Below are 24,124 nucleotides of genomic sequence, written 5' to 3'. Positions count from 1 at the left end.
AAATGGCGGAACAACAAATAAGGTGTGCTAAGTGTTAAATTTTATACAGTTTTGGTTTCCAGTGATTTAAATGCAGACAATACTCGTTATTTGCAGGTATTTACACCTATCTAAATACAAAAGCAGAAACAGATTATAGATGATTATAAATATGAAATTGGTATTGCAAAGGAAAGGGGGATAGAACCTAATATCAAAATAGAAGAATCCGGTATTCAACAAGAGAATGGCCATAAACAAGTTAATACAAGAATCGATTATTCAAACAAACCTCAAGATAAGTATAATATTGAAGCACTCTCCAATAAAGAAGTCATAGGAACCATTTCATATTATGACTTTAATGGCAAAGTATGTGAAGTTATTGAATACAATACTGTTGAGAGCTATTTGAAAAGTATAAAAGATGAATTAAATTCTAATCCAAACGGCTTTAAATATGAAACATTAACCACAGATGCCAACATCAGAAAATCAGTAGATGACATAGTTTACGGTGCTTACGGTGAAGATAACCCACATCCTTTAGAATGGTACTCCTCGAATAATACAAAAGCAGCGATAAGTCCAGAACAATATTTATCAGAAGAACGTAATAAAATAATGCGTGAATATGCTAAAAATCCTTTTGGAGCTCTCAATAAAGAAAATATATCAGCCGAGGGTATGGATAAATGGGCAGCCGTTACCAATAAATATATGGAAATGAAAACAAACATATCAACAAAGCAAATAGAATTGCAATCTTCCGGTTGTAAAACTCTGATCTATGATGTATCTCATTCTTCCGGCCAAGAAGAAATCGGCAATTACCGCATTCTAGATAAATCCACCGGTAAGACAGAATCTATAAATGTGGGGGATATTGACCTGGAAAAGCAGTCTCCGGAAACACTCAAAAAGTTGTTATCCGGACAACAAACAGAAATGACCAATAAGTCCGGCACAAACAGTCTTGTCACTCTGAATAAAACCATAACGGGGTGGGGAATATCCGCAGTAAAACAAGTATTCAACTCAGCTGACAACTCTGCCGGCATTTAAATTATTCTGGCAACAAAAACGAAGATATAAAATGAAAGATCAAAAAGAACTACTGAAGAAATGTCTGGTAAACGATATTCCAGCCATTGTTTTCCAGGGAAGCGACAGCTGTGCTGTAGAAATTCTGCAAGCAGCGGAAAACATTTATAGGAAGAACGGTTGCAGTCCGGAGTTTTTGATAGATTTCCATGAAAATGTAGTGGAAAATTTCAGAGCATACCAACTGGAAAACTCTATAGCAACCAAGCTCCCAGATCTGACAACAAGTGAAAAAGAAGCGTTCTACATTCTTCAGGAGAAAGAAGAGGCCTATTTCCCTATTCATATAAAAGATTTTGAACAACACTTAAAAGATTACGGATTTACCAGAACCTATGAGAATACAACATCTTATGGCAAGTATCTTTTATTAAAGGAAAAAGACTATATAGGTATCACAGGAAATAACGGAAACTATGATTTTGCCATTAATTATAGCAAAGAAAGCAATCAGATAAGCTACTTCGTTTTTTCTGACGATCCGAATTATCCGGAACGAATAGGAGACTACAACAGTCTGAAAACATGCTTTTCTGACATAATGTCCAGACACCCGTTAAAAGAAGAAAAGAACGAACTATTTACAGTAATAGAAAACTACCATCAAATGGGATACGATGATATATCCCAAGCCCTGACACAATATGCATCAGCCATAGACAACTTTTGTAACAATGCCCAATCAAAATACATAATTGAAGGTGTTTCCATATGTAAAACAGACAGCAGGCAACTAAAAGGAAATATAACAATTACCCAAAAAGGAAATATACCGGTCAGTCAGATTACAGATTTCCAGATAAAAGTAAAACAGAACCTCTAAACATAGGCAGTATTAATCTGGAAAAGCAGTCTCCGGAAACAATCAAGAAACTGCTGTCCGGCCACAAAGTCGAAATGACCAATAAGTCCGGCGGAAATAGTCTTGTATCTCTGAATAAGACGGTGACGGGGTGGGGGTTATCCATTGCAAAACAAATCGCCAACTCTACAGATTCGTCAGCAGAAATATAGAATAAAAAAAGTTTTTCTCCCTTTTTTCCCTATCAGTTCAAAAAAATGTGTAATTTTAAATTTTAAAAGATATGAAAATGGATTACGATGAATGCAGGGCCAAAATATCAATCATAGACATAGCAGAGGATCTCGGATATACACGTATATCGGGCAGACAAGCAACGAACTTGACCTATGTTCTTGGCACCCCCCAAAATCCAGAAGACGAAATAGTCATCTTTCCTAAAAAGAACACCTATTTCTCAAGGAAAGGCAGCTTTGACGATAAGGGAGAGCTGACCAAGTTCGTCCTTAAAAGATTGCATATGTTCTCTTATTGCACTCAGCAGGGATATAGGGGAGTCAATGAAGTTCTTTCAAGATATATGACTGGCGAAAGAATTGTCACCGGAAACGTACAAAGCCGTACAAAAGACCACACCCAGAACTACATTAAGGAATTCAATTTGAATTATTGGAATCCTCGTCCTATCAAAAAGGATAATCCATATTTGACCGTCCAAAGGAAGCTCTCTCCACAGACTGTGGAGGATTTCGCCAATAGACTGTTCATCTACCAGGTAGGAAAAAACAATCATATCGGCTTTCCATTCCGCAAACCCTCCCAGATGGAAATCCTTAACTTTGAAATGAGGAACTATTTTGCAGAGACCAATACCAATTATAAAGCCTTTGCCACGGGTGGTGACAAGGCACAAAGCTGTTGGATGGCCAATTTTGTTCCTTTTGACAAGGTTACAGACATATATCTCTTTGAATCCGCTATTGACGCAATGAGTTTCTACGAAATAAACCATTATACTAAAGAAACCACATGCGCATTCATAAGCACGGGGGGATATGTCACCAAATCCCAAATAGAGAATATAAGCCGTATATTCCCATCTGATAAGGTAAAGTGGAATTGTTGCTATGACAATGATGCCAGCGGTAATGGTTTTGACATCACCACAGCATATTATCTCAAAGGTGAGGAATGTAAAGCTTTTGCAAGGACCAACACTGGAGACACATATAAGACCATCTATTTAAGTTTCCCGGATGGAAACACACAGACCTTCAAAGAAGATGCATTTTCCTCCGGCGAGTATCTTAAACAACATAGTATAGACAATGTAAATATCATCAAACCTTCACGGTACAAAGATTGGAATGAGCTTCTTGTCTATTACAAAAGATTTGATTTGAACCTGGGTCCAGGAATGAAATTCATCCCGGCTATCGAAAAGACCATATCCCAACTGAATCTAAGAGGATATGAACAATTGGCCAATAGTATCAGTTCTTCCACAAAAGAACTGGTGGATTCTCTGCTTGAGCAAGCCAATTACTGCATTTCCGCACCTCTTGCCGAGAGCGGCGCTTATACTCTTATGGTAGACTGTAATATCTTCATGGGGCTGGACACGATGGTACCGGTACCAAGCAACTTATATGTTATAGAAAAGTGCACGCAAAAAAAGATATCGGCACATGCCATAAATGAATTTCTTAAAAAAGAATATATAAACATTTTTAGAGACATGAGTTCATCTGATTTCAAAAATTTTCTAGAGAAAGACATCCTAACTTATACAAAGGGTGCTGTAGAAAAGAATTTTGAGAAAGTGATATTGACTTTCGGATGGAGCCTTAAACCTTCAATTCTAAAAAAAAAGAGTTTTGACTTAGAACATGGTATATAGCATAACAATACAGCATGATACCATAATAGTAGCTGTTTCAAGCAGACATGTTGTCACAATTCCTGCCAGGTTTAATGGAATGATTCTCGGGCTTTGGAACTTGATACAGATTTTCGTTGCCTACTGTAATGAGAATCCGAATTGGGTGAGTAATGTCCGGTCACTGTGGGGTGACCGATTCAAATAGGGACAGGTATGGAACGGATGCCTATTCATGCCCCTATTATAGCTGACACATGGACTTTTATACATTCTTGCACTTTTTAAGTGGGTAAAAAAGTACTATTTGTATTTTATACAAAAAATTGTTTGCTTAATGAAATGGAACATACATTGCCAATGATATTTAATACCTATATATAGGTATTAGATGCGTTTTTATACCAAAAAAATGGTATTTTTATAATCTTTTGTAATATCTAATTTTGCGTCCTAAAATAGATCTTTTATCGAAGAGAGATACAGTTTCCTTATATTTGAACTGGGGCTTCTGTAAAGTGCGATAAATATGAGGCTGGAACGGAGCTATCAGAAGAATTTTGGAGAAAATCCGTTTTTTAACTTAGTTAGATCTATCAATGAAAATATAAGTATTTATCTGCGTTGTATTAAGATATAGCATATCAGAACTACAACCATCCCGTTTTTTATTTAGATTTGCAGTTTGCTTTTAATCACTCAAGATCCGTATTACTATGTATGGAACTTAAATAAAGTACTAATATATATTGGATTTTCCTAAATATAATGCAGTTGCTATATTGTTAGACAACAGACGGTTGAGGTCTGTGAGATTATGCAACGGCACCAACAAAAACAACATGTATTTTTAATAATTTTAGTTTTGTTACACACAATGGTTTGTTTTAATTTAAAATTTACATATAATTTTGCATTATTAATAAATATGATGTTACTTATGAAAAAAGGTATTTTGGGGTGTAATATTATATACTTGTTTATACTTATTTGCATAGGAATTGCCCTCCCTATCAAATCGCAAAACAATTACAAAGTAAAACTTACAGGCACTGTTTATGAGTACGACCACAACAACAAGCGTTTGCCTTTAGAATTTGCAGCTGTGTCTATTCCTGAAATTGCACTAGGGACAACCTCTGATGAAAATGGTAGATACATACTGGAAAACGTACCTACTGGTAAAATTCGTATGCAAATTCAATATTTGGGCAAAGTCTCCATTGACACCTTAATAAATGTAAATAAGGATTTGGTTCTTAATTTTACAATGAGGAATGAGGATTTTAAGTTGAAAGAAGTTACAGTAACTGCAACCAACAGCCGTTCAGGCAAATCCACATCTTCTCACATTTCCCGCTCTGCTATGGACCATATGCAAGCGACCAGTTTATATGATGTAATGTCATTGATGCCAGGTGGAATTTCACAGAATCAAGATATGAGTTCGGCACAACAGATTAACATCCGTCAAGTTTCCAGTTCCAGTGGTCCGGAAGCTCCGATGAATGCTATGGGCACCGCAATAATTCGTGATGGTGCCCCCATCTCAAATAATGCTAATCTATCTGCGATGAGTCCTACGGTATTAAGTGGTACGGAAACACCCGCTTCATTGGCCGGAGGTGCTTCGCCGGCTGGTGGAACCGATGTTCGTAGTATTTCTACTGAAAATATAGAGTCTATACAAATCGTTCGTGGTATCCCTTCTGTTGAATATGGTGATCTGACCTCAGGAGCAGTAATTATTAATACAAAAGCTGGTCGTGAGCCGCTACGTGTCAAAGCAAAAGCCAATCCCAATATCTATCAGGTGTCTATGGGAACCGGTTTTGAACTTGGAAAAAAGAAAGGCGCTTTAAATGTAAGTGCAGATTATGCTTATAATACGAATAATCCAATATCCAGTTACCAGCACTATCAGCGTGCCACAACAAAGTTGCTCTATTCAAATACTTTCTTTAATAATAAGTTACGTACCAATTCCAGCTTTGATTTTATTTATGGTAAGGATCAACGTGAACGTAATCCTGATGATGAACAAACTAAAACAGCTTCGGAAGGCCGCGATATAGGTTTTACTTTGAATACCAATGGTACATGGAATATAAATAAGGGCTGGTTAAAAACACTACGCTATGTATTGTCAGGTACGTATATGGATAAAGACAGTTATTATGAAACCGTATACAGTTCTGCTACATCTCCTTATTCCATGACCACTACAAACGGTGCGGTACTTAGTAACTTTGCAGGTCAGCATATCTATGATGCCAATGGTAATCAAATTACTAATTTTGGACCGGAAGACATAAATCATTATGCTGTTTATCTACCAAGCAGCTATTTGGGACACTATGAGATCGATAGTCGTGAAGTTAATTTGTTTGCTAAAGTGACGAGTTCTCTATTCAAGGCGAGCGGTCATGTAAACAACCGCATCTTGATTGGTGCGGATTTCCGGAGTGACGGTAACGTTGGTAAAGGAAAAACTTATGACCCAAGTACTCCTCCTTATCGTAGTCAATACGGTCATAATTCATCTTTCCGTCCACGTAACTATAAGGATATTCCTTTCATTAACCAATTTGGTGCATATGTGGAAGATAATTTCAAATGGTCCATAAGCGGTACGCATGATTTGAACATTCAGGCTGGTGTGCGTTATGATCATACCTCAGTAGTAGGAGGCATTTTCTCGCCACGTGTAAATGCATCCATTGATTTGATTCCGAATCTATTAAGTCTTCAGGGAGGTTACGGTATTGCTGCAAAGATGCCTTCTCTTCTCTATTTATATCCAGAAAATGCATATTTTGAATATATCAATATAAATGAGCTTACCAATGAAAATATTCCGGAAAGCCAGCGCTTGTTTATGACTACCACAGAAGTTCGGCAAGTAGATAACTCAGATTTGAAGATTGCCCAAAATCATAAAGCAGAAGTCGGTTTTAATTTACGAGTGGGTAAAACCAATCTGAATGTAATAGCTTATAAGGAGCGTCTGAAGGATGGTTATGTAATGAGCCAAACCTTCAACACCTTCAATACATTTATCTACAATGAATACCAGCGCACAGAAAACGGGATAGAGCTTAGTAGTAGCCTACCGGTATTGTCTACTTATGCAAAACCAACTAATAATTTAAATATAGAAACTAAAGGTTTAGAATTTGATTTGAATATCGGACGTATTGATGCTATCCGTACGGCCTTCCAAATAAATGGCTCATGGATGCGTACTAAGAGTTGGCGTCAGGGTTATAGCTTCTATGACAATAGCGAAGATGCTGCTTCAGCCCGTAAACCGGTGGCCATTTATTCTCAAGAAGGCAATGCAAGTTACAAACAACAATTTGTAACGACTTTACGTGCCACTCACAATATCCCGCGTATCGGTTTTGTTGTTACGATGACAGCACAAGCTATTTGGCAGCAGTCTAATTGGAATACATTTGGAAACGATTCTATACCTGTGGGCTATTTAGCATTGGAAGATGCGTCTGTAAATATGTTTCCCAAGGGGAAATATACCACTACCCAGCAAGTAAAGGATGCAGGATATGGATATATGTTGAATAATGTAAGTCATAATAATGCTATAAAAGAATCATACAGTCCTTATTTTTGTTTTAACTTGAATGTAACTAAAGAAATTAGCAATATGCTACGTGTTTCTTTCTTTGCCAACAATATGTTCAGAAGTTATCCGCGCAGAGAATCCAAACGTAATCCGGGTTCATATATTCAATTGAATAACCGATTTTTCTTTGGGCTGGAATTATCACTCACTTTATAATGTTTAGGAAGTTATGAAAAAATATTTAATATATTTGTTTACATTGGCAAGTACCCTTTTGATAGGATGCGATTCGTTCAGGGACATGTCTGGCACAGCAGAAGTGAATCCTATCACAGTGGATGTATATTTGGATATTACCGTTGAAAATATATCCACACTGAAAGATCTGACTGTAAAGTTCGACAATTACGATGAAGATTTACATTATGTAAAAGAAGTAACTGATAATAGTGTGAAAGTTGACGGAATTATCCCCGGAATTTATTCGGTAACAGTATCCGGTACAGCGATCGATACAGAAAACAATGAATACTACATCAATGGCAATTCTGTAAATGCGGCATTATTTAAGCATGGTAGCGCATTGAATATTGAAGTACAAGGGCTTAAAGTGAGCCCATTAATATTCAAGGAGATTTATTATTGCGGTAGCCGTCCGGAAAAAGGAGGAGTCTATTTCCGAGACCAGTTCTATGAGATATACAATAACTCTGCTGACATTTTGTATTTGGACGGTATTTATTTCGCAAATTTAACTCCGGGTACAGCTACCACTAAATTACCTATTTGGCCGGAAGCGGACGGTAATAATTATGCATATGGAGAACGTGTGTGGAAATTTCCAGGAAATGGAACCGAATATCCGTTAGCGCCAGGTGAATCTTGCATCATTTCTCAATTTGCCGCTAACCATCAGTTGGACATCTATAACCCTCAAAGTCCTATAGACGGCAGTAGTTCTGAGTTTGAGTTTAATATGAATAATCCAAACTTCCCTGACCAGGCAGCTTATGATATGCAACATGTTTTCTACCAAGGAAAAGCAGAGATGGGAAGTATACCACAATATTTGACATCCGTATTCGGAGGTGCTTATGTGATTTTTCGTGTTCCTGAAGGAGAAGCTTGGGATCCGGTCAACGATGAAAATATGAAGACAACAGATCTTAGCAAACCGAACAGCAATGTTTATTATGCAAAAATACCTATTAAATATGTATTGGATGCTGTTGAAGCAGTAAACAATGAGTCAAAGATGAATGCAAAACGTGTCCCCGGTGTACTTGATGCAGGTATTACTTGGGTAGGAGCTACTTATTGCGGTTTAGGTATTGCTCGCAAATTGTCCACAGACGAAGAAGGTAATCCTATTATTCGCGAAGAAACAGGTACATATATATATCAGGATACAAACAACAGTACGGATGACTTTGAACGTGGCGTTGTTCCTGTAATGCGTCGTAATGGAGCAAAAATGCCTTCATGGAATCACACATTGTAATAATTAACTAAAAAGACAGAACAATGAAAAAACAATATATGAACTATATGAAAAGCTGCCTGCTGGTAATGATAGCCTGCCTTGTAAGTATGGTGGGAGCGGCACAGGGCTTCTCTCCCGCCGCTATGGAACAATTGAAAACAAGACGACTATGGTCTCATTCACAGAATGCTGCCGGTATGCCATTCGATGATATTCAGAATTATTCGAATGTTATATTGGGATATGACTTACAGGACGGAAACTATTGCCGTCCGCAAGAGGGGCAGAAAGAGGCTATCGTAGGTGTATCCAGTGAAGGCTTTATCAATCTGAAAAATGCATATGTGTGGGGAGCATTTAATTTTGCACAAAAAAATCTGACAGATGCCGGATATAACGCCTCCATTGCCGATCCATTCAGGGGAATGCCTTACTATGTCGCAGACCAGCACTTAAGCAAATGGAGAAATCAATATTACGATCTGAAGTTTCGTGCAGCTACTCCTTTACTTGGTAATCATTGGGCATTGGGGTTGGAAGGTAATTATGTAGCTACATTAGCTGCCAAACAGCGCGACCCGCGTGTGGATACCCGTTTTTATACGCTGGGACTGACGCCGGGGATTACTTACAAGTTGAATAATTCACACAAGTTTGGTGCAAGTTTCAAGTATAGTTCTATCAAGGAAGACTCAAGAATGAGTAATGTCAACTCTTATGTGGATCAGGACTATTATATATTATACGGTTTGGGAACAGCCATAAAAGGAATAGGCAGCGGTGTAACCAGCAATTATATTGGAGACCGTTTCGGTGGAGCTCTCCAGTACAACTTCAGTATGCCCTCTTTCAATTTACTGCTTGAGGGCAGTTACGATGTAAAAGCGGAAACTGTTCAGCAGAGCTATACGACTCCTAAAAAAATAGCCGGTGTAAAAGATAAAACTGCTCATGTTTCTTTAACGATGATTCAGGAAGGAAAGGACTATACCAATTATATGAGAACCACATATACAAATCGTAACATCGATGGTATTCAGTATATTTCTCAACGCGATAACTCTGAATCACAAAGTGGCTGGGTGGAATTATATAATAACATCCGTTCTACGTACAAGGCACAAACCGCTTCTCTTAATTATGCATTAAGCAGAAACCGCGGGAATGAATATAGTTGGAAAGCAGAATTAAATGTGAATTATACCAAGCAAGACGATGAATATTTAATGCCTAATTCTGTACAGAATGCAGAAAATTTATCTTTAGGCTTAGGTGGCAAAAAAAATTTTGTTTTAGGCAATAGTTTGAATCGCAGGCTTTTAATAGATGTTCATGTTGCGTATAACAATAATCTGGGAGGTGAATATGTATATGGTGGCAGCCATGCAGACTATCCAACTGTAACCGAATTACAACAAGGGCTGACTAATTATTATACCTGTGATTACTATCGTATTGGCGGGTCGATAACGTATTCGCAACAAGTCAGAGAAAACAGACGTATGAACTTATTTGCAAAAGTTGTATTCGATCGTGTAAATACCTCTGACTATGATTATGATGGGCGTACTCATTTATCGATAAGTTTAGGATGTAATTTTTAATGCTACATAACGAAATCTATATTACAAAACATGCGTAAATTAATAACTGGAAGTTTGATGCTCTGCAGCATATTATCTCTGCGGGCACAGACATTTGTTAAACCGGCTGTGAAAGTAAAGGACACCTCTTTTGCTGTAATTACAGATAAAGGGACATTTCAGGCTTGTGAAGCCGAGCTTAAAGCCTATCAGGAGATTCTAGGAATGGAAGGGTTGCCTACGTTCATCGTATACAATGAATGGAATAAACCGGAAGATGTAAAGAAAGTTATTGTTAAGCTCTACAAAAAGGATAAATTGGAAGGAGTGGTATTTGTCGGTGATATCCCTATTCCAATGCTCCGCAAAGCCCAGCATATGACTTCCGCTTTTAAAATGGATGAGAAAAACAATGACTGGAGAGATTCTTCAGTGCCCAGCGACCGTTTCTACGATGATTTCGACCTACAATTCGATTTTTTGAAACAGGACAGTGTCGAAAATAATTTCTTCTATTATAATTTGGCTATAAAATCTCCACAGCAAATTCGGTGTGACATATATTCTGCACGTGTCAAAGCTGTTGATAACGGCGAAGAACCGCATGCGCAAATCAGCCGCTATTTTAAAAAAGTGGTGGCTGAGCACCAGATAAACAATAAATTAGACCAATTCTTCTCCTATACAGGTGATGGCTCTTACTCTAACTCATTGACTGCATGGACACCGGAAACCTTTACTATTCGCGAACAAATGCCGGGCGTATTCGATAAAGAGGGACGGGCCCGTTTCATCCGTTATAATTTCAGCGATTATCCCAAGGACGATGTCATTAATATGCTGAAACGCACAGATCTGGACTTGTCTATTTTTCATGAGCATGGTATGCCCGAACGTCAATATCTTTCCGGTAGTCCCGCTACTAATAGGTGGAATGCTCATGTAGATGCAATGAAGTACTATTATCGTGGTTTAGCGCGTAGAAAGCAAAACAACAAAAAGTCTTTCGACGAAATGCTGGATATGATGAAAAACACATACGGTTTGGACACTACTTGGATTGCAGGCTATGATGATCCCAAAGTAATTGCAGAAGATTCTTTACTAGACCTGCGCACCGGTATTATCCTGTCGGAAGTTACAGAGTTTAAGCCTAATAGCCGTATGGTAATTTTCGATGCATGCTATAATGGTGATTTCCGGGAAAAAGATTACATTGCCGGACGTTATATCATGTCGGAAGGAAAATGCGTAACTACTTTTGCCAATTCAGTCAATGTACTGCAAGATAAAATGGCAAACGAGATGCTCGGCCTGTTAGGTATGGGAGCACGAGTGGGGCAATGGGCTAAATTGACGAATATTCTCGAATCGCACATTACCGGTGACCCTACTCTACGTTTTCAATCTATCAATGAGGTAGATGCCAATGCTTTGTTCAAAGAACCATATAGCGAGTCCCGCATGTTGGAGTTATTACAGTCGCCCTATGCCGACATACAGAATTTTGCTTTGCACAACCTTTATCGCAATGACTATCCGGGTATTTCTGATTTATTAAGAAAAACTTTTGAAACTTCCTCGTTCATGATGGTACGTTTCACCTGCTTGGCATTGCTTGAGAAGATTAGTGACAAAAACTTCCGGGAAGTCTTACACTTGGCCATTACGGATTCCTATGAATTTATTCGTCGCACCTCTGTTCGTATGATGCAACATGTGGGACTGAACGAGTATGTTTATCCGCAAATCAAAGCCTATGTAGAAGACAACCTATCCGAGCGTGTGGCATTTAATGTGAGTTTGGGGCTTCAAGTCTTTGATCAGGCAGCCGTACAGGCGGCAATTGATAAAGTAATGGCTGAGACCTATGTGTTGCAAGACAAGGAGGAGATGCGTAAGGTTTTGGAGAATGCCAATAATAGTCGTAGCATGCAAAAAGAGTTATTAAGCAAAGAAACTTCCGAACGTTGGCGCATCCTTTATTGCAATTCTCTGAAAAATCATATGGCACATGCCTGTGTAGACGGCCTCTTGGCTTTACTTACCGACTCCAGTGAAAGTGAAAAGCTAAAAACCTGTTTATTGGAGGCTTTTGCTTGGTTCACTCATTCTTATCGGAAGCCTGACATCCTTCGGGTATGCGATCAACTGAGAAAAGATAAGAGCTTATCCGAGAACCTTCGTGAAGAAGCCGACCGTACATATTACAGACTTAAAAATTAATTGGCCATGATTAAAAAAATAATATATCTGGCATTTCTTTTGCCATTGGCAGGAAATGCACAAACAACAGTCATAAAGCCATTGGTCAAACAACCTACCGCTTTTGCTATCATAACAGATAACCAAACTTATGCAAATACCAAAGATGCCATGCATCAGTACAAAACTGCGGTTGAAGATGATGGTTTGGCAACTTATCTGATCAGCGGTGACTGGCAAAATCCAGATCAAGTCAAACAGATAATCATCAAAACATATCAAGAATGCCCTTCATTGGAAGGTCTGGTTTTAATCGGCGATGTGCCTGTCGCATTGGTACGTAATGCGCAACACATGACTACTGCATTCAAAATGAATGAGAAAGCCTTTCCTTGGGATCAGTCTTCCGTACCTACCGACCGCTTTTATGATGATCTGAACTTAAAGTTTGAGTTCATCAGGCAAGACTCAGTAAATCATCAGCATTTCTACTACAAATTGACAGAAGACAGTCCCCAGCGGCTAAATCCTACTTTCTATTCAGCTCGTATCAAGTATCCGGAAAAAAAGGAAGGGGATAAATATGCGGCCATTGCCTCATATCTGAAGAAAGCTGCTGCTGCCAAGGCAGATAAGCATAATCAATTAGATCGGGTATTCTCATTCAATGGTGCTTCTTACAATTCCGATTGCCTGATTGTATGGATGGATGACGAAAAAGCTTATATGGAGAACTTTCCATTAGCTTTTGGTCGTCAAATGGGATTCAAACATTGGAACTTCCGAATGAAACACCCTATGAAATATAAGTTATTCAGCGAATTGCAACGAAAGGACCTTGACTTATTTATGTTTCATGAACATGGAATGCCAACAGGGCAGCTTATTAATGATGAATTGGCATGCACTGATTTCAATAATCGTTATAAAATGTTGAAGAGTACACTTTATAATGCAGTCATGTCCCATGTTGGAAAACGTGACAAAGACACCTTACGTATTCAGATGCAGGAAAAACGACAAGTGAATGAGGTGTTTTTTAAAGACCTGGACAATCCTAAGTTCTGGGAAGCAGACTCTCTTCACTACGCTGATGAACGTATCGTAACGGAAGATTTAATGAAGAGAAATCTTTCCACTAATCCGAAGATGATAATGTTTGATGCGTGCTACAACGGTTCTTTTCACGAAAACGACTATATAGCAGGACAATATATCTTTAATGACGGTCAGACATTAGTAGCACAAGGAAATACCCGTAACGTATTGCAAGACCGCTGGACTATTGAAATGATTGGTTTGTTGTCCCATGGTGTACGAGCCGGGCAATACAATAAGCTAATCGCATCACTTGAAGGTCATTTGTTTGGTGATCCCACTTTCCGTTTTGCTCCTATCGAAGCCAATACTTTAAGTACCGATATAACAATACACAAAGATGACAAAGCCTATTGGAAGAATTTGTTAAACAGCCCATACGCTGATGTACAAAGTTTGGCCATGCGTATGCTGGCTGACGCCGATACCCAAAAGGAATTATCTCCGTTGCTCCTGAAGAAGTACCGGGAAAGTGGCTTCAATACGGTTCGTATGGAAGCTATCAAGTTGTTGAGCCGTTATCAGGACGACAACTTCATCGAAGCATTACGCGAAGGTTTGAACGATACTTATGAAATGGTAGCTCGCCAAAGTGCCATTTATGCTGGATTTGTAGGTGACGATTCCTTATTGCCCGCTATTGTGGAAGCATTGGTCGAACATAATGAACGCTTACGCGTACAAATGAGTGCCAACAAGGCTTTAAGCCTTTATCCGAAAGAGAAAGTAGAAAAGACAATAGAAGACTTTTATGCAAAAGTTGACCGTTTGAATGAAAACGAAGAGAAAAAACGATTACTAAGAAGCCTGGAAAGAATGTTTGTACAAGAGGCAAAAGTCCATCAGACCTTGATGGATGTAGCTGCACCGGAAGCAAAACGTATCAGTGCAATCCGCAATGTGCGTAACTATACATTCCATTTCCACGTGGATGATTATTTGAATGTAATTCGTGATGCCGGTAATCCACAGGAAGTACGTGTAGTAATGGCCGAAGCATTAGGTTGGTTTACTAATTCTGTACAACGGCCACACATTCTTGAAGAAATAAAGAAGATGCAACAAACAGCCAATCTTCCGGAAGATTTAAAAGCAGAGCTTGAACAGACAATCAAAAGATTAAGTTTATAAATATGAATAAATACATCCTTTTGGCAATTACCGCTTTGTGCTTACAGGATATGCAGGCGCAAACAGTTGTACATCCTAGTATAAAAACAAAGACTACTTTTGCAATTGTAGTCGATCAGAAAAGTTATGATGAAGCGAAAAGTGAAATTGATGCTTATCGTACCAGTATAGAAAAAGAAGGTTTAGGTACTTACTTGCTAATTGATGATTGGAAAAGGCCCGAACCTATTCGTGAGCAACTTGTCAAATTGCATGAGAATGAGAAAACGCCTTTGGAGGGTTGCGTATTTATAGGTGACATCCCTATTCCAATGATTCGTGATGCACATCATCTATCTTCGGCTTTCAAAAGGTCTCCCAAAGCCAATTGGCAGAAATCAAGCGTTCCTTCCGACCGTTATTATGATGACTTCGGATTAAAATTTGATTATATTAAACAAGACAGTTTGATACCTGACTATCATTATATGACATTGCGTGCTGATTCTAAACAGTATATTTCACCGGATATTTATTCGGCCCGTATCCGTCCATTACATTTAGAAGGTGAGAACCGTTATCAGATGCTACGCGATTACTTAAAAAAGGCAGTTGCCGAAAAAGCAAAGCAAAATGCATTTGACCAACTGACTATGGCCCGTGGCCATGGTTACAATTCTGAAGATCCTTTGGCATGGAGCGGTGAGCAAATAGCCTTACGTGAGCAATTGCCGCAAATATTCAAATCGGGTAATACAGTGAAGTTCTATGATTTTAACATGCGCTATCCGATGAAACCATTATACTTGAACGAGATTCAGCGCGAAGGATTAGATGTCATGCTATTCCATCACCACGGTGGCCCCACCATGCAGTATATCAATGGCTATGAAAATGGTTCCGGTATTAATTTGAGTATTGAGAATGCCAAAATATTCTTGCGAAGCAAAGTGCCTTCATACGCCAAGAAACATGGGCGTGAAGCTGCTATCAAAGAATATGCCAAGCAGTATGGGGTGCCTGAAAGTTGGTGTGCGGAAGCTTTCGATGAGGAGAAAATAAAATCGGATTCCATTGTAAACCGTAATATGGATATCTATACTGAAGATATTCGTCTTTTGACTCCTAATGCGCGTTTTATATTGTTCGATGCTTGTTTCAACGGTTCTTTCCATTTGGATGACAACATTGTAGGCTCTTATATATTCAATAAGGGTAAGACCATTGCTACTATGGGATGTACGGTTAACACCATTCAAGATAAATGGCCGGATGAATTTCTCGGCTTGTTAGCTGCCGGTATGCGCATCGGGCAGTTCACTCGTTTTACCTGCTTCTTGGAAAATCATCTGATCGGTGACCCGACTTTTCACTTCACCAATAATGCCGGGCTGGATATGGACATCAACCAAGCTTTAGTTGCGCAGGAAGGAAATGTTACATTCTGGAAAAAACAGCTGAATTCCCCTATGGCTGACATGCAGGCAATGGCGCTCCGTCAATTGTCAATGGCAAATTATAGTGGTCTCGTTGAGTTGCTGAAGAAAAGTTACCACGAATCGAACTATTTCGTTGTGCGGTTGGAAGCATTACGCCTATTAGCTTTGAACTATCCGACAGAGGTTGCCGATGTATTGCAGACAGCCATGAACGACAGTTATGAACTGATCCGTCGTTATGCGGTGGAATACGTTGAAAAGAATTGCAATCCGGAATTGTTGCCGGCATGGATAGAAAGCTATTTATTACGCGGACATGAAAACCGCCATCGTTTCAGAATTTTTAGTGCTATCAACACGTTCGACCATGATATGGCTTTGAATGAATTGAAGAAACAGGCTGCCGATTGGTCTTTCTACGATTCTTCCTATGTGAATGAATTGTTAGAATACCTTCCTCGCCAAAAGAAAGGACTTGAAAGAGATTTTGCACTTATTGACAGTCCGGAAAGTACTACCAAACAGATACAAAGCGAAATAAGTAGGTTCCGAAATAAACCTATTGCTAAAGCTATTGAGCCATTACTGAACATTATAAAAAATGAAAGCCAAGAAGAAGAACTTCGCATATTGGCTGCTGAAACATTAGGCTGGTATAATTTATACTATAATAAAGCAGATATAATCAAAGAACTTAACACATTTAGAACTTCCAATCAAAAGCTAATGAACGAAGTTACCAAAACAATTAATAGGCTGAAAAGTCAAAATAGGTAGAATCATCCAAACGATGAGATAGACCGGATCCAAAGGGCGGTTCTGCCATTCCTGAGCAGCCTGGTTGACTTTGTTCGTGATGATGGAAATAGCTGATGTGGACAGTTCTATCTCATAGATTTCACGCATCTCCTCTTCTATGTCTGACACGCTCATTCCTTTGGCATATAGGGAGATAACAAGTTTTTCTTTAATATTATCGACACTATACAGGGACATTCAGTAAATGTCTATAGTATAACTCCTCAACCAGTTCCAGACACCAATCATTAAAACAGGGATATTCCTAAAATAATAAAATTTAAGGCAACTAATTCATTGCGAGTTAGTTGCCTTTTTTGTATCTTTAAGCATTCCCCCCAAAAAACGGTTTGACGGCCAAAACGGGGGTAATCTAAAATAAAAACACATGGTAAAGATACAAAAAATCTCAGAAATCGAACCTCGTTTAGGTTTTACCGAGTTCGATATGCTAAAAAAATATCGTCAAAGTTTTGCAACGAGTGAATTAGGTCGCCTCCATGCTCTGTTTCCTTTCTCGGAACTGGCCCGACAAATGCATTTGAAGTCCTCTGCTTTGGGTCGTAAAAGTTATTTTTCTCCCGAAGGTAAAATAGCCTTGATGGTCTTGAAGTCCTATACCAACTTTTCCGATGCACAACTGATTGAGCATTTAAACGGTAATATTCATTACCAGTTGTTTTGTGGTGTTCAGATTGATCCGCTTCATCCACTAACCAATCCTAAAATCGTTAGTGCAATTCGTCAGGAACTAGCGCATCGCCTTGACGTTGAGCCCCTCCAGCTCATTCTTGCCGAGCATTGGAAACCTTATCTTGAGAACCTTCATGTCTGTATGACCGATGCCACCTGTTATGAAAGTCATCTGCGTTTTCCTACTGATACCAAACTCTTATGGGAAGGTATTGTATGGCTTCATCGTCATCTGTGCAAACATTGCCAGACCTTGCACATACAACGTCCCCGTAACAAGTATCTTGATGTACGCCGTGCCTATCTTGCTTATAGCAAACTGCGTAAACGCAGGAAATCACAGACTCGTATGATTACACGAAGGTTACTTCAGTTATTGGAATTCAATACTGCCAACAGATAATCCAAATGATCGCCTGTCATAATATAACAGGCATTGTTCATTACATAATTGTTGGCATCATATGCAAAAGCCATTTGGTTTCCGATTATTTTCCATACAATTTTTGGCTTAGAAAAATCCTCCCAATAACTGATGCTATCTTGTGTTTCAAACCACTCGTTACTAGTTTTCTTTCGGGCTTTTATTTTTTTGCCATTAACAATATGAGTTTCTCCTGTTTGTTCTAAACGCTCTATGCCAATTGACAGAAGATAATTTTTCACCGCAGGATAACTTTCTATATCATAATGCCGCGAAGGAAATGTGGCTATAATCCACAAGTCCGCCCATTCATATTCATATCTCTTGATATCCCTGCCACGAAGAATCGGTCGTATAAGTTCAGCCGTCCGAACACGTTCATCTTCTGTTTGACAATTCGCTAGTATCTCATCACGCTTTTCGGTAGAAATGATAAAAGCATCATTGAAACCAGTTTTTATCCCATAGTTGATTTGGATGTTCCAATCCTTCAAGGGTATTCCCACAGACTCAATCTTCTGCTTGATGCTCTGTTCAATGGGAGACAATATCACCCATGGGATAGAATCTGCAAAGTTACACTTCACGCCTTGTTGCTGCACGAAATCGCTCAAATTATTCAAGCCATTCGAATCTTGTACCAAACAAGCTTGTGTGTTAAAAATATTTGCTGCTTTTTGAGATAAAAGAATATTTGCTTCTACCGTTATTGCATCGAATATTTTTATACCTGCAAAATCTACCAACATAATAGGATTGGTCTTGCTTGCGAAATAACCTCGCAAGGCTTCACCATACCCTGCACGCATCCATTTATTAGACGTGATATAGCAAAGAAAACCATTGGGAGTAAGCAGGTTCATACCCAACTCATAGAAGAGGCAGTAAATATCACCAGTGCGTGCATAAGTTATGTAACCCATGCATTCTAATACATCGGCACTCTTACCCATAGATTGTAACTGAATGTAAGGTGGATTGCCAATGATACAGTCAAATCCCAAGAAGTTGCCTTCGGCATCGAGTACTTCTGGAAACTCTATACGCCATTCGAATGCACCAAGATAAATTTTGTTGGAGCGTATTTCCTCAAATATATTTTCTAAAGTCGCAATTTCTTTCTTTAAATCGGCAATGCGCTTGTCCGACGCTTTCTTTTCCTTTTTTGTCGGTTCAAACAGTTGAGGCGCTTGTAAGTTTGCCAACTCAGAGCGGCGTTTGTTCAATCTAACCAATCGTGCATCCCGGCGGTTGATCTCTGTTTTCAGTTTCGACTTGATTTCTGTTATAAACGTTTCCAAATCCTGCTTTTCGCTTTTACTTTGGGCATTTTTATATTTAGCTACAGCCTCCTTATATTGGCTGATGCTGATACTAGACTCTCGCAGTACGGTCTGAATACTGTCTGTCAAAGCGAATCGGTGAAGCAAAGAATTTCCACATTTGATGTTAATGTCGATATTTGGTAAGGTTTCTAAATAAGTGTAATTACTTTCAGCCGTATAGTAAGCATTCTTCAACAATTCAATCCACAGTCGTAGGCGGCAAATCTTCACAGAGTTGGGGTTAATATCAACGCCAAATAAACAGTTCTCAATGATTTGACGCTTCTCCTTGAAAAGAGTTTCCTGCATGCGGCGACTTTCCGCATTGAGTGGGTTGTAAGCAAATAAATTACCTTCGGTATCGGTAACAATCAGCTCGTCATTTTCAATGGCAAGTTGATAGTCCGCTTTGCGGATACGCTTACCGGTAGCATCTACCAAAATACCTAATTCGTATTTCAAGAGTATCAGTTCATTGAGAGCAGACACAAGAAAGTGACCCGAACCAACAGCTGGATCACACAGTCGCAAACTGTTAATTAGTTCATTAGCTTCGACTATATTGTCAATATGGTTGTATAGTTCTATACGGGTGGTACAATTCCAGCCATAATAACCATTAAACTTTTGCAACACGGTCTTGGTGATTGCTTCACGGCACATGAACATAGTGATAAAGCCTGGAGTGAATACTGAACCATCCTTGTGACCATTTATTTTCTCGAATATAAGCCCTAAAACAGAAGCATTGATGAGTGTTTTAGCCTCTTCTTGCACTTCTTCACTGCCTTCGCTCGCAAAGTTATAAGCGTCGAGAAAAGCAAACAAATATTGCAGGGTGGGTAATGCGTTGACTTGTAGATTACGTTTTTTATTTCGTAATACGCTACTCGCCAAGACAGGAAGTACCGTACGTTGTGAAAGGCTGTTTATCTTAATTGTTTTACTTTCCAAATCTGTCACCTCGAAAAGAGAACTGTTAAGATAGGGAACGTAAGCAAAATCACGCATAATGGAGTGTGTGCGGCTGCCCATGTCACGTGCAAGCACTTGGAAAAAGAGTGTGTTGAGATCATCATAGTCATGAATCTTAGTTATTGAAAGAAATTTATAGATTGCATCTCCATTGTGGTATTTCAACATCTGAGCCTCCAACAGTTTCAAGAAAAGGATACGATTCATCCAAGTAATACACAATTCCATTGCAACATTGAATAACCGTTCCTCATAATCATTCCCATACAAACTACCATTTATGTGACGCAAACAATCTTCTGCATCCAGTTGGTTAATAGTATTCTCTAGTAATGAAGCCTCGTCACGCCGTTCCACAGCTTTGCGTACAATCACGGTTTTATTATTCTCTTTGCGTTCCTCAATACCAATAATGTGTAGCAGCTCAGTGTAGAATCCACGGTTGAGCGAATTGCTGTCATTTTGGAACGATAGCTTCAAAAGATGTGTATCGCTGAATATCTTATAAAGTTCGATAAGTTTGCGTGAAGCGCTACTGTCTGTTCTATCAAGCAGGTGTTGATAGTCTTGTAAGTTGAAGTAAGTGTATTCAAGGCTATCTTTCACCTCCTCAATATAGGTTGTTGCAATTTCAGTATAGAAGAAATCGGTTTTGTTACTGGTTTTGCGTCCATCCACAAAGTCTTGAAACTCACGACGTAATTGTTTGTTCTGATAGAATTTGCGTTCAAACTCATGGGCATCAAAAATAAAGAATTCATGAATATTAGTAGCGATGAGATATTTAATATCATTGTTCTTCTTATTGACACGTTCTTTAAGATAGTATAGCAATAATTCCTGCAAAGCCTTACGATTAAGATTGTCATTAGAAATCATCTCACCTTTGTTGGTGGTACTCTTTACTTCAATCAATAACCCTATATTGGACTTGATAGTTTTATCCAATCGGATAGCCAAATCAATATCTTCTTCGGGAGCCATGTAGTATGGCTTGTAGAACGTTTCACTCAGAAAATTACGTAAATGTTCTTTTTGCGTGTGTTCTCTTTGCCCATCCACAATATTGTCTCTCAATGTGCGAAGGGCATTTTTGAATAAGTCAAAATCTGTTGTTTCAATCGCAACCTGTCTATATGCTTTGTTCAAAACTTGATTCGGTTTGAGTAGTCCCATAATGTTTGGTAAATGAGTTAATAAAATACAAAGGTAGTCTAAAAACTTGATAATAAAGAATGAACGTATTGGTTTAACGAAAGTTTGTTCTACTGCCAGCCATTATCAACAAACAATAGCAGCAGTAGATTTGACATGATTCTACTTATTATATTGTAATAGCCAGCCAAAGTAATCTTTTCACATCCGGATCTATCACAGGTTGGATAAGTTGTTAACCTGAAGGTAACCGACCTGATGGTATAGGAACAGGAAGAAGTCTGTAATCATGGCATTTACCCGGATAGAGAAGCCACATTTTTTATTGCCGGACTTCCGGCATTGCCTCATCCATGTGTGAAAAGGAGTTTTTTCTTTCACCACAACGTTCCTTTCACATACCCAAAGGGGGTAGTGGATCCAGACCTGCTTCGGCTTTCTTTTTCCTTCCCATATGACAAAAACCGACTATCCATGACTATTCCTGCCAGTGTGCCGGTCGTGCTTGCCTCTCATGGTTTCTTCCCTTATATTCGCACTGATATTTAAACGAGTTGAAAATATGGAAATATGCTACATCGAGGCCGGTGTCCTTGAGAGGATGCTGGCGCGCGCCGAGAACCTGTCCGCACGTGTGGACAGATTGTATGAGAGAAACCGCTGTAAGGAACCCGGAGAGTGACTGGACGGCCAGGATGTCTGCCTGCGCCTTGACATCTCGCCGCGTACCCTGCAGACTCTCCGCGATACCGGACGGCTGGCGTTCACCCGCCTCCAGCGCAAGTTCTATTACAAGCCCGGGGATGTGGAGAAGTTGATGGTCTACGTCGGCATCAGACGTAAGGAGAAGGAGGTGAGAGAAAGAAGGAAGAACGGAAACCTTTAAAGAGCGGAAGAGATGGAAGGCATTATCGACAAGGAGAACGAACGTGTCCGCAGGTTCTTTGCCCTGCTGGACGACATGGAGAAAAAAGTGGAACGTCTTGCCCGTGACAACCGTCCTCCCTTCAACGGGGAACGGTTCCTGACCGACAGGGAGCTTTCCGGGATGTTGAAGATCAGCCGCAGGTGCCTGCAGGATTACAGGGACCAAGGACGGATTCCCTATATCCAGCTTGGCGGGAAGATCCTGTACAGGCAGTCGGACATCGAGAGGCTGCTGGAGGAGAACTATCACCCTGCATTGGTATAATATCGTATTTAAGTTTAAGGATTGTCGCCGGAATTGCATTTACGATTCCGGCGGCAGTTTTTATTTAGCCTGCGGCTTCCTTGCCGGCCGCGGGCTTTCTTCTTTCCATCAGCCGGTTCATGTCCGAGGATATCTTCCGGTCGGTGACCTGGGCGTAGACCTGCGTGCTGTCGATGTTCGTGTGGCCCATCATCCTGGCGATGCTCTCTATCGGAATACCTGCGGTCAGTGTCAGGGTCCCGAACGAATGCCGGGCCATGTGGTAGGACAGGTTCTCTTTCATGCCTAATGCCACGCCCATTCCATGTACCTCATACCAGAGGACGTCGCGGACCGGCAGCGGGAATACCGGCCTGTCGTCATCCGTGGTGTTGTAAAGCTCCAGTATCTGTCCGGCTATGGGATGCAGCGGGATGAACGCCTCCACGTCCGTTTTGGCGCGGCGGATGCGGATATACCTTCTTCCTTCCGAAGTCGTTCCGATGTGACGGGGATGGAGAGCCCTCGTATCCGCGTAGGCCAGACCGGTCAGCGAGGAGAAGATGAACGTCCTGCGTGCCAGCTCCATCATCGGGTCGGGCAGCGGGGTTTCCATCATCCGCTTCAGTTCACTGCGGCTGATATGCCTTAGTTTAGGTGTTTCTTTCCTCTCGTATGCCACGTCCTCTATCGGATTGGCTCTTAGTATTTCCCGGTCCACGGCGATGTAGATGAGCCGGTTGAGCCAGCACAGGCAGTGGTTCACGTGTCCGTTCCTGTGTCCCAGCTCCTTCTTGAGAAAGACCTTGAACGATTCGGCGAACTCCTCGGTGATGTCCGAAAAGGTGATGTCCTTCATCCCGCGGGATTCGATGAACTGCCTGAGGTTGAGCTGGGTGGTCTTCGACTGGCGGTAGGTGGAAGTGGAGTTGATCTCCTTGGAGCGGACCCTGAGCCGTTCGCGTTCCACCTCTCCGGCCTGCAGGAGGTATTCCGGTACGGAATTGGCGCCTGACACGGTGGTCTTGAGCAGTTCGGCCGTGACCACTCCCTGGTTCCTCAGCAGGTTCCCGTACGCCTCTTCCAACCGGCTGCGGAAGGCGGCAAGGCGGTTGTTCTCCCTGGCTGTTTTGATTTCACACTTCTTGCTGTCCCAGTCCCCGGGTTTGCAATAGACGCCTGTCGTGACTGCCGATTTCTTTCCGTCGATGCTGATCCGGCAGAGGACGGCGGTCGTGCCGTCCGATTTCACCTTGTTACGGTTGATGTAGAATAAGAGCTTGAATGTACTGCGCATGATAATGATTGTTTAGGG

Annotated in this window: 14 protein-coding genes and 2 pseudogenes; 12 read left to right on the top strand and 4 right to left on the bottom strand. The window is 40.2% G+C overall.

Translation table 11 applies throughout. The features are described from left to right. The first annotated feature begins 390 nt into the window (after positions 1–390). From BT_RS09850 to BT_RS09810, 9 genes are all read left to right on the top strand, one after another. The gene (locus BT_RS09850; RefSeq protein WP_008766282.1) at positions 391–1,044 is read left to right on the top strand and encodes a hypothetical protein; all 654 of its coding nucleotides are present in this window, start codon (positions 391–393) and stop codon (positions 1,042–1,044) included. A gap of 31 nt (positions 1,045–1,075) precedes the next feature. Continuing rightward, on the top strand, positions 1,076–1,906 hold the full coding sequence (locus BT_RS24565; protein WP_011108062.1) for a hypothetical protein: 831 nt from the start codon (positions 1,076–1,078) through the stop codon (positions 1,904–1,906). Positions 1,907–2,174: 268 nt separating this feature from the next. Continuing rightward, positions 2,175–3,785 (top strand): toprim domain-containing protein, encoded by a 1,611-nt coding sequence (locus BT_RS09840; protein ID WP_011108061.1) that lies wholly within the window; start codon positions 2,175–2,177, stop codon positions 3,783–3,785. 910 nt (positions 3,786–4,695) lie between these two features. Next, positions 4,696–7,566 (top strand): TonB-dependent receptor, encoded by a 2,871-nt coding sequence (locus tag BT_RS09835; RefSeq protein WP_004311273.1) that lies wholly within the window; start codon positions 4,696–4,698, stop codon positions 7,564–7,566. A gap of 13 nt (positions 7,567–7,579) precedes the next feature. Continuing rightward, complete coding sequence (locus tag BT_RS09830) at positions 7,580–8,851, top strand: DUF4876 domain-containing protein (protein WP_004312956.1); 1,272 nt, start codon at positions 7,580–7,582, stop codon at positions 8,849–8,851. Between the two features lie 23 nt (positions 8,852–8,874). Further along, positions 8,875–10,437 (top strand): DUF6850 family outer membrane beta-barrel protein, encoded by a 1,563-nt coding sequence (locus BT_RS09825; RefSeq protein ID WP_004327091.1) that lies wholly within the window; start codon positions 8,875–8,877, stop codon positions 10,435–10,437. A 30-nt stretch (positions 10,438–10,467) separates the two neighbouring features. After that, positions 10,468–12,642, top strand: a complete 2,175-nt coding sequence (locus tag BT_RS09820; protein ID WP_005651733.1) for a HEAT repeat domain-containing protein — start codon at positions 10,468–10,470, stop codon at positions 12,640–12,642. 6 nt (positions 12,643–12,648) lie between these two features. Then, a complete protein-coding gene (locus tag BT_RS09815; protein WP_011108060.1) occupies positions 12,649–14,850 on the top strand; it encodes a HEAT repeat domain-containing protein in 2,202 nt (733 codons plus the stop codon). A gap of 2 nt (positions 14,851–14,852) precedes the next feature. After that, entirely contained in the window at positions 14,853–17,045 is a 2,193-nt protein-coding gene (locus BT_RS09810; protein ID WP_004311265.1) for a hypothetical protein, read from the top strand. Between the two features lie 3 nt (positions 17,046–17,048). On the opposite strand, the pseudogene BT_RS09805 reads toward BT_RS09810, so the two are convergent. Next, a pseudogene (locus BT_RS09805) lies at positions 17,049–17,222 on the bottom strand (transposase); the annotation flags it as partial. Between the two features lie 232 nt (positions 17,223–17,454). Between BT_RS09805 and BT_RS09800 the strand changes: the two are divergent. Next, positions 17,455–18,141, top strand: a pseudogene (locus BT_RS09800) (transposase); the annotation flags it as partial. On the opposite strand, the gene BT_RS09795 reads toward BT_RS09800, so the two are convergent. After that, positions 18,129–21,659 carry a DUF7149 domain-containing protein gene (locus BT_RS09795; RefSeq protein WP_008766276.1) on the bottom strand — a complete coding sequence of 1,177 codons (3,531 nt, stop codon included), beginning with the start codon at positions 21,657–21,659 and terminating at the stop codon, positions 18,129–18,131. The pseudogene BT_RS09800 and the gene BT_RS09795 overlap by 13 nt on opposite strands. 195 nt (positions 21,660–21,854) lie before the next feature. Beyond that, complete coding sequence (locus BT_RS24350; protein ID WP_004311262.1) at positions 21,855–22,022, bottom strand: hypothetical protein; 168 nt, start codon at positions 22,020–22,022, stop codon at positions 21,855–21,857. Positions 22,023–22,320: 298 nt separating this feature from the next. Between BT_RS24350 and BT_RS09785 the strand changes: the two genes are divergently transcribed. Beyond that, complete coding sequence (locus tag BT_RS09785; protein ID WP_032849094.1) at positions 22,321–22,524, top strand: helix-turn-helix domain-containing protein; 204 nt, start codon at positions 22,321–22,323, stop codon at positions 22,522–22,524. A 12-nt stretch (positions 22,525–22,536) separates the two neighbouring features. Then, on the top strand, positions 22,537–22,830 hold the full coding sequence (locus tag BT_RS09780; RefSeq protein ID WP_004311261.1) for a helix-turn-helix domain-containing protein: 294 nt from the start codon (positions 22,537–22,539) through the stop codon (positions 22,828–22,830). A gap of 64 nt (positions 22,831–22,894) precedes the next feature. On the opposite strand, the gene BT_RS09775 is transcribed toward BT_RS09780, so the two are convergent. Beyond that, positions 22,895–24,106, bottom strand: a complete 1,212-nt coding sequence (locus BT_RS09775; protein WP_008766275.1) for a site-specific integrase — start codon at positions 24,104–24,106, stop codon at positions 22,895–22,897. Positions 24,107–24,124: the final 18 nt, after the last annotated feature.

It is taken from the genome of Bacteroides thetaiotaomicron VPI-5482 (genome assembly GCF_000011065.1).
Lineage (GTDB): Bacteria > Bacteroidota > Bacteroidia > Bacteroidales > Bacteroidaceae > Bacteroides > Bacteroides thetaiotaomicron.
The sequence above is the reverse complement of the archived record's forward strand: the minus strand, read 5'-3'. Positions and strand labels throughout refer to the sequence as shown.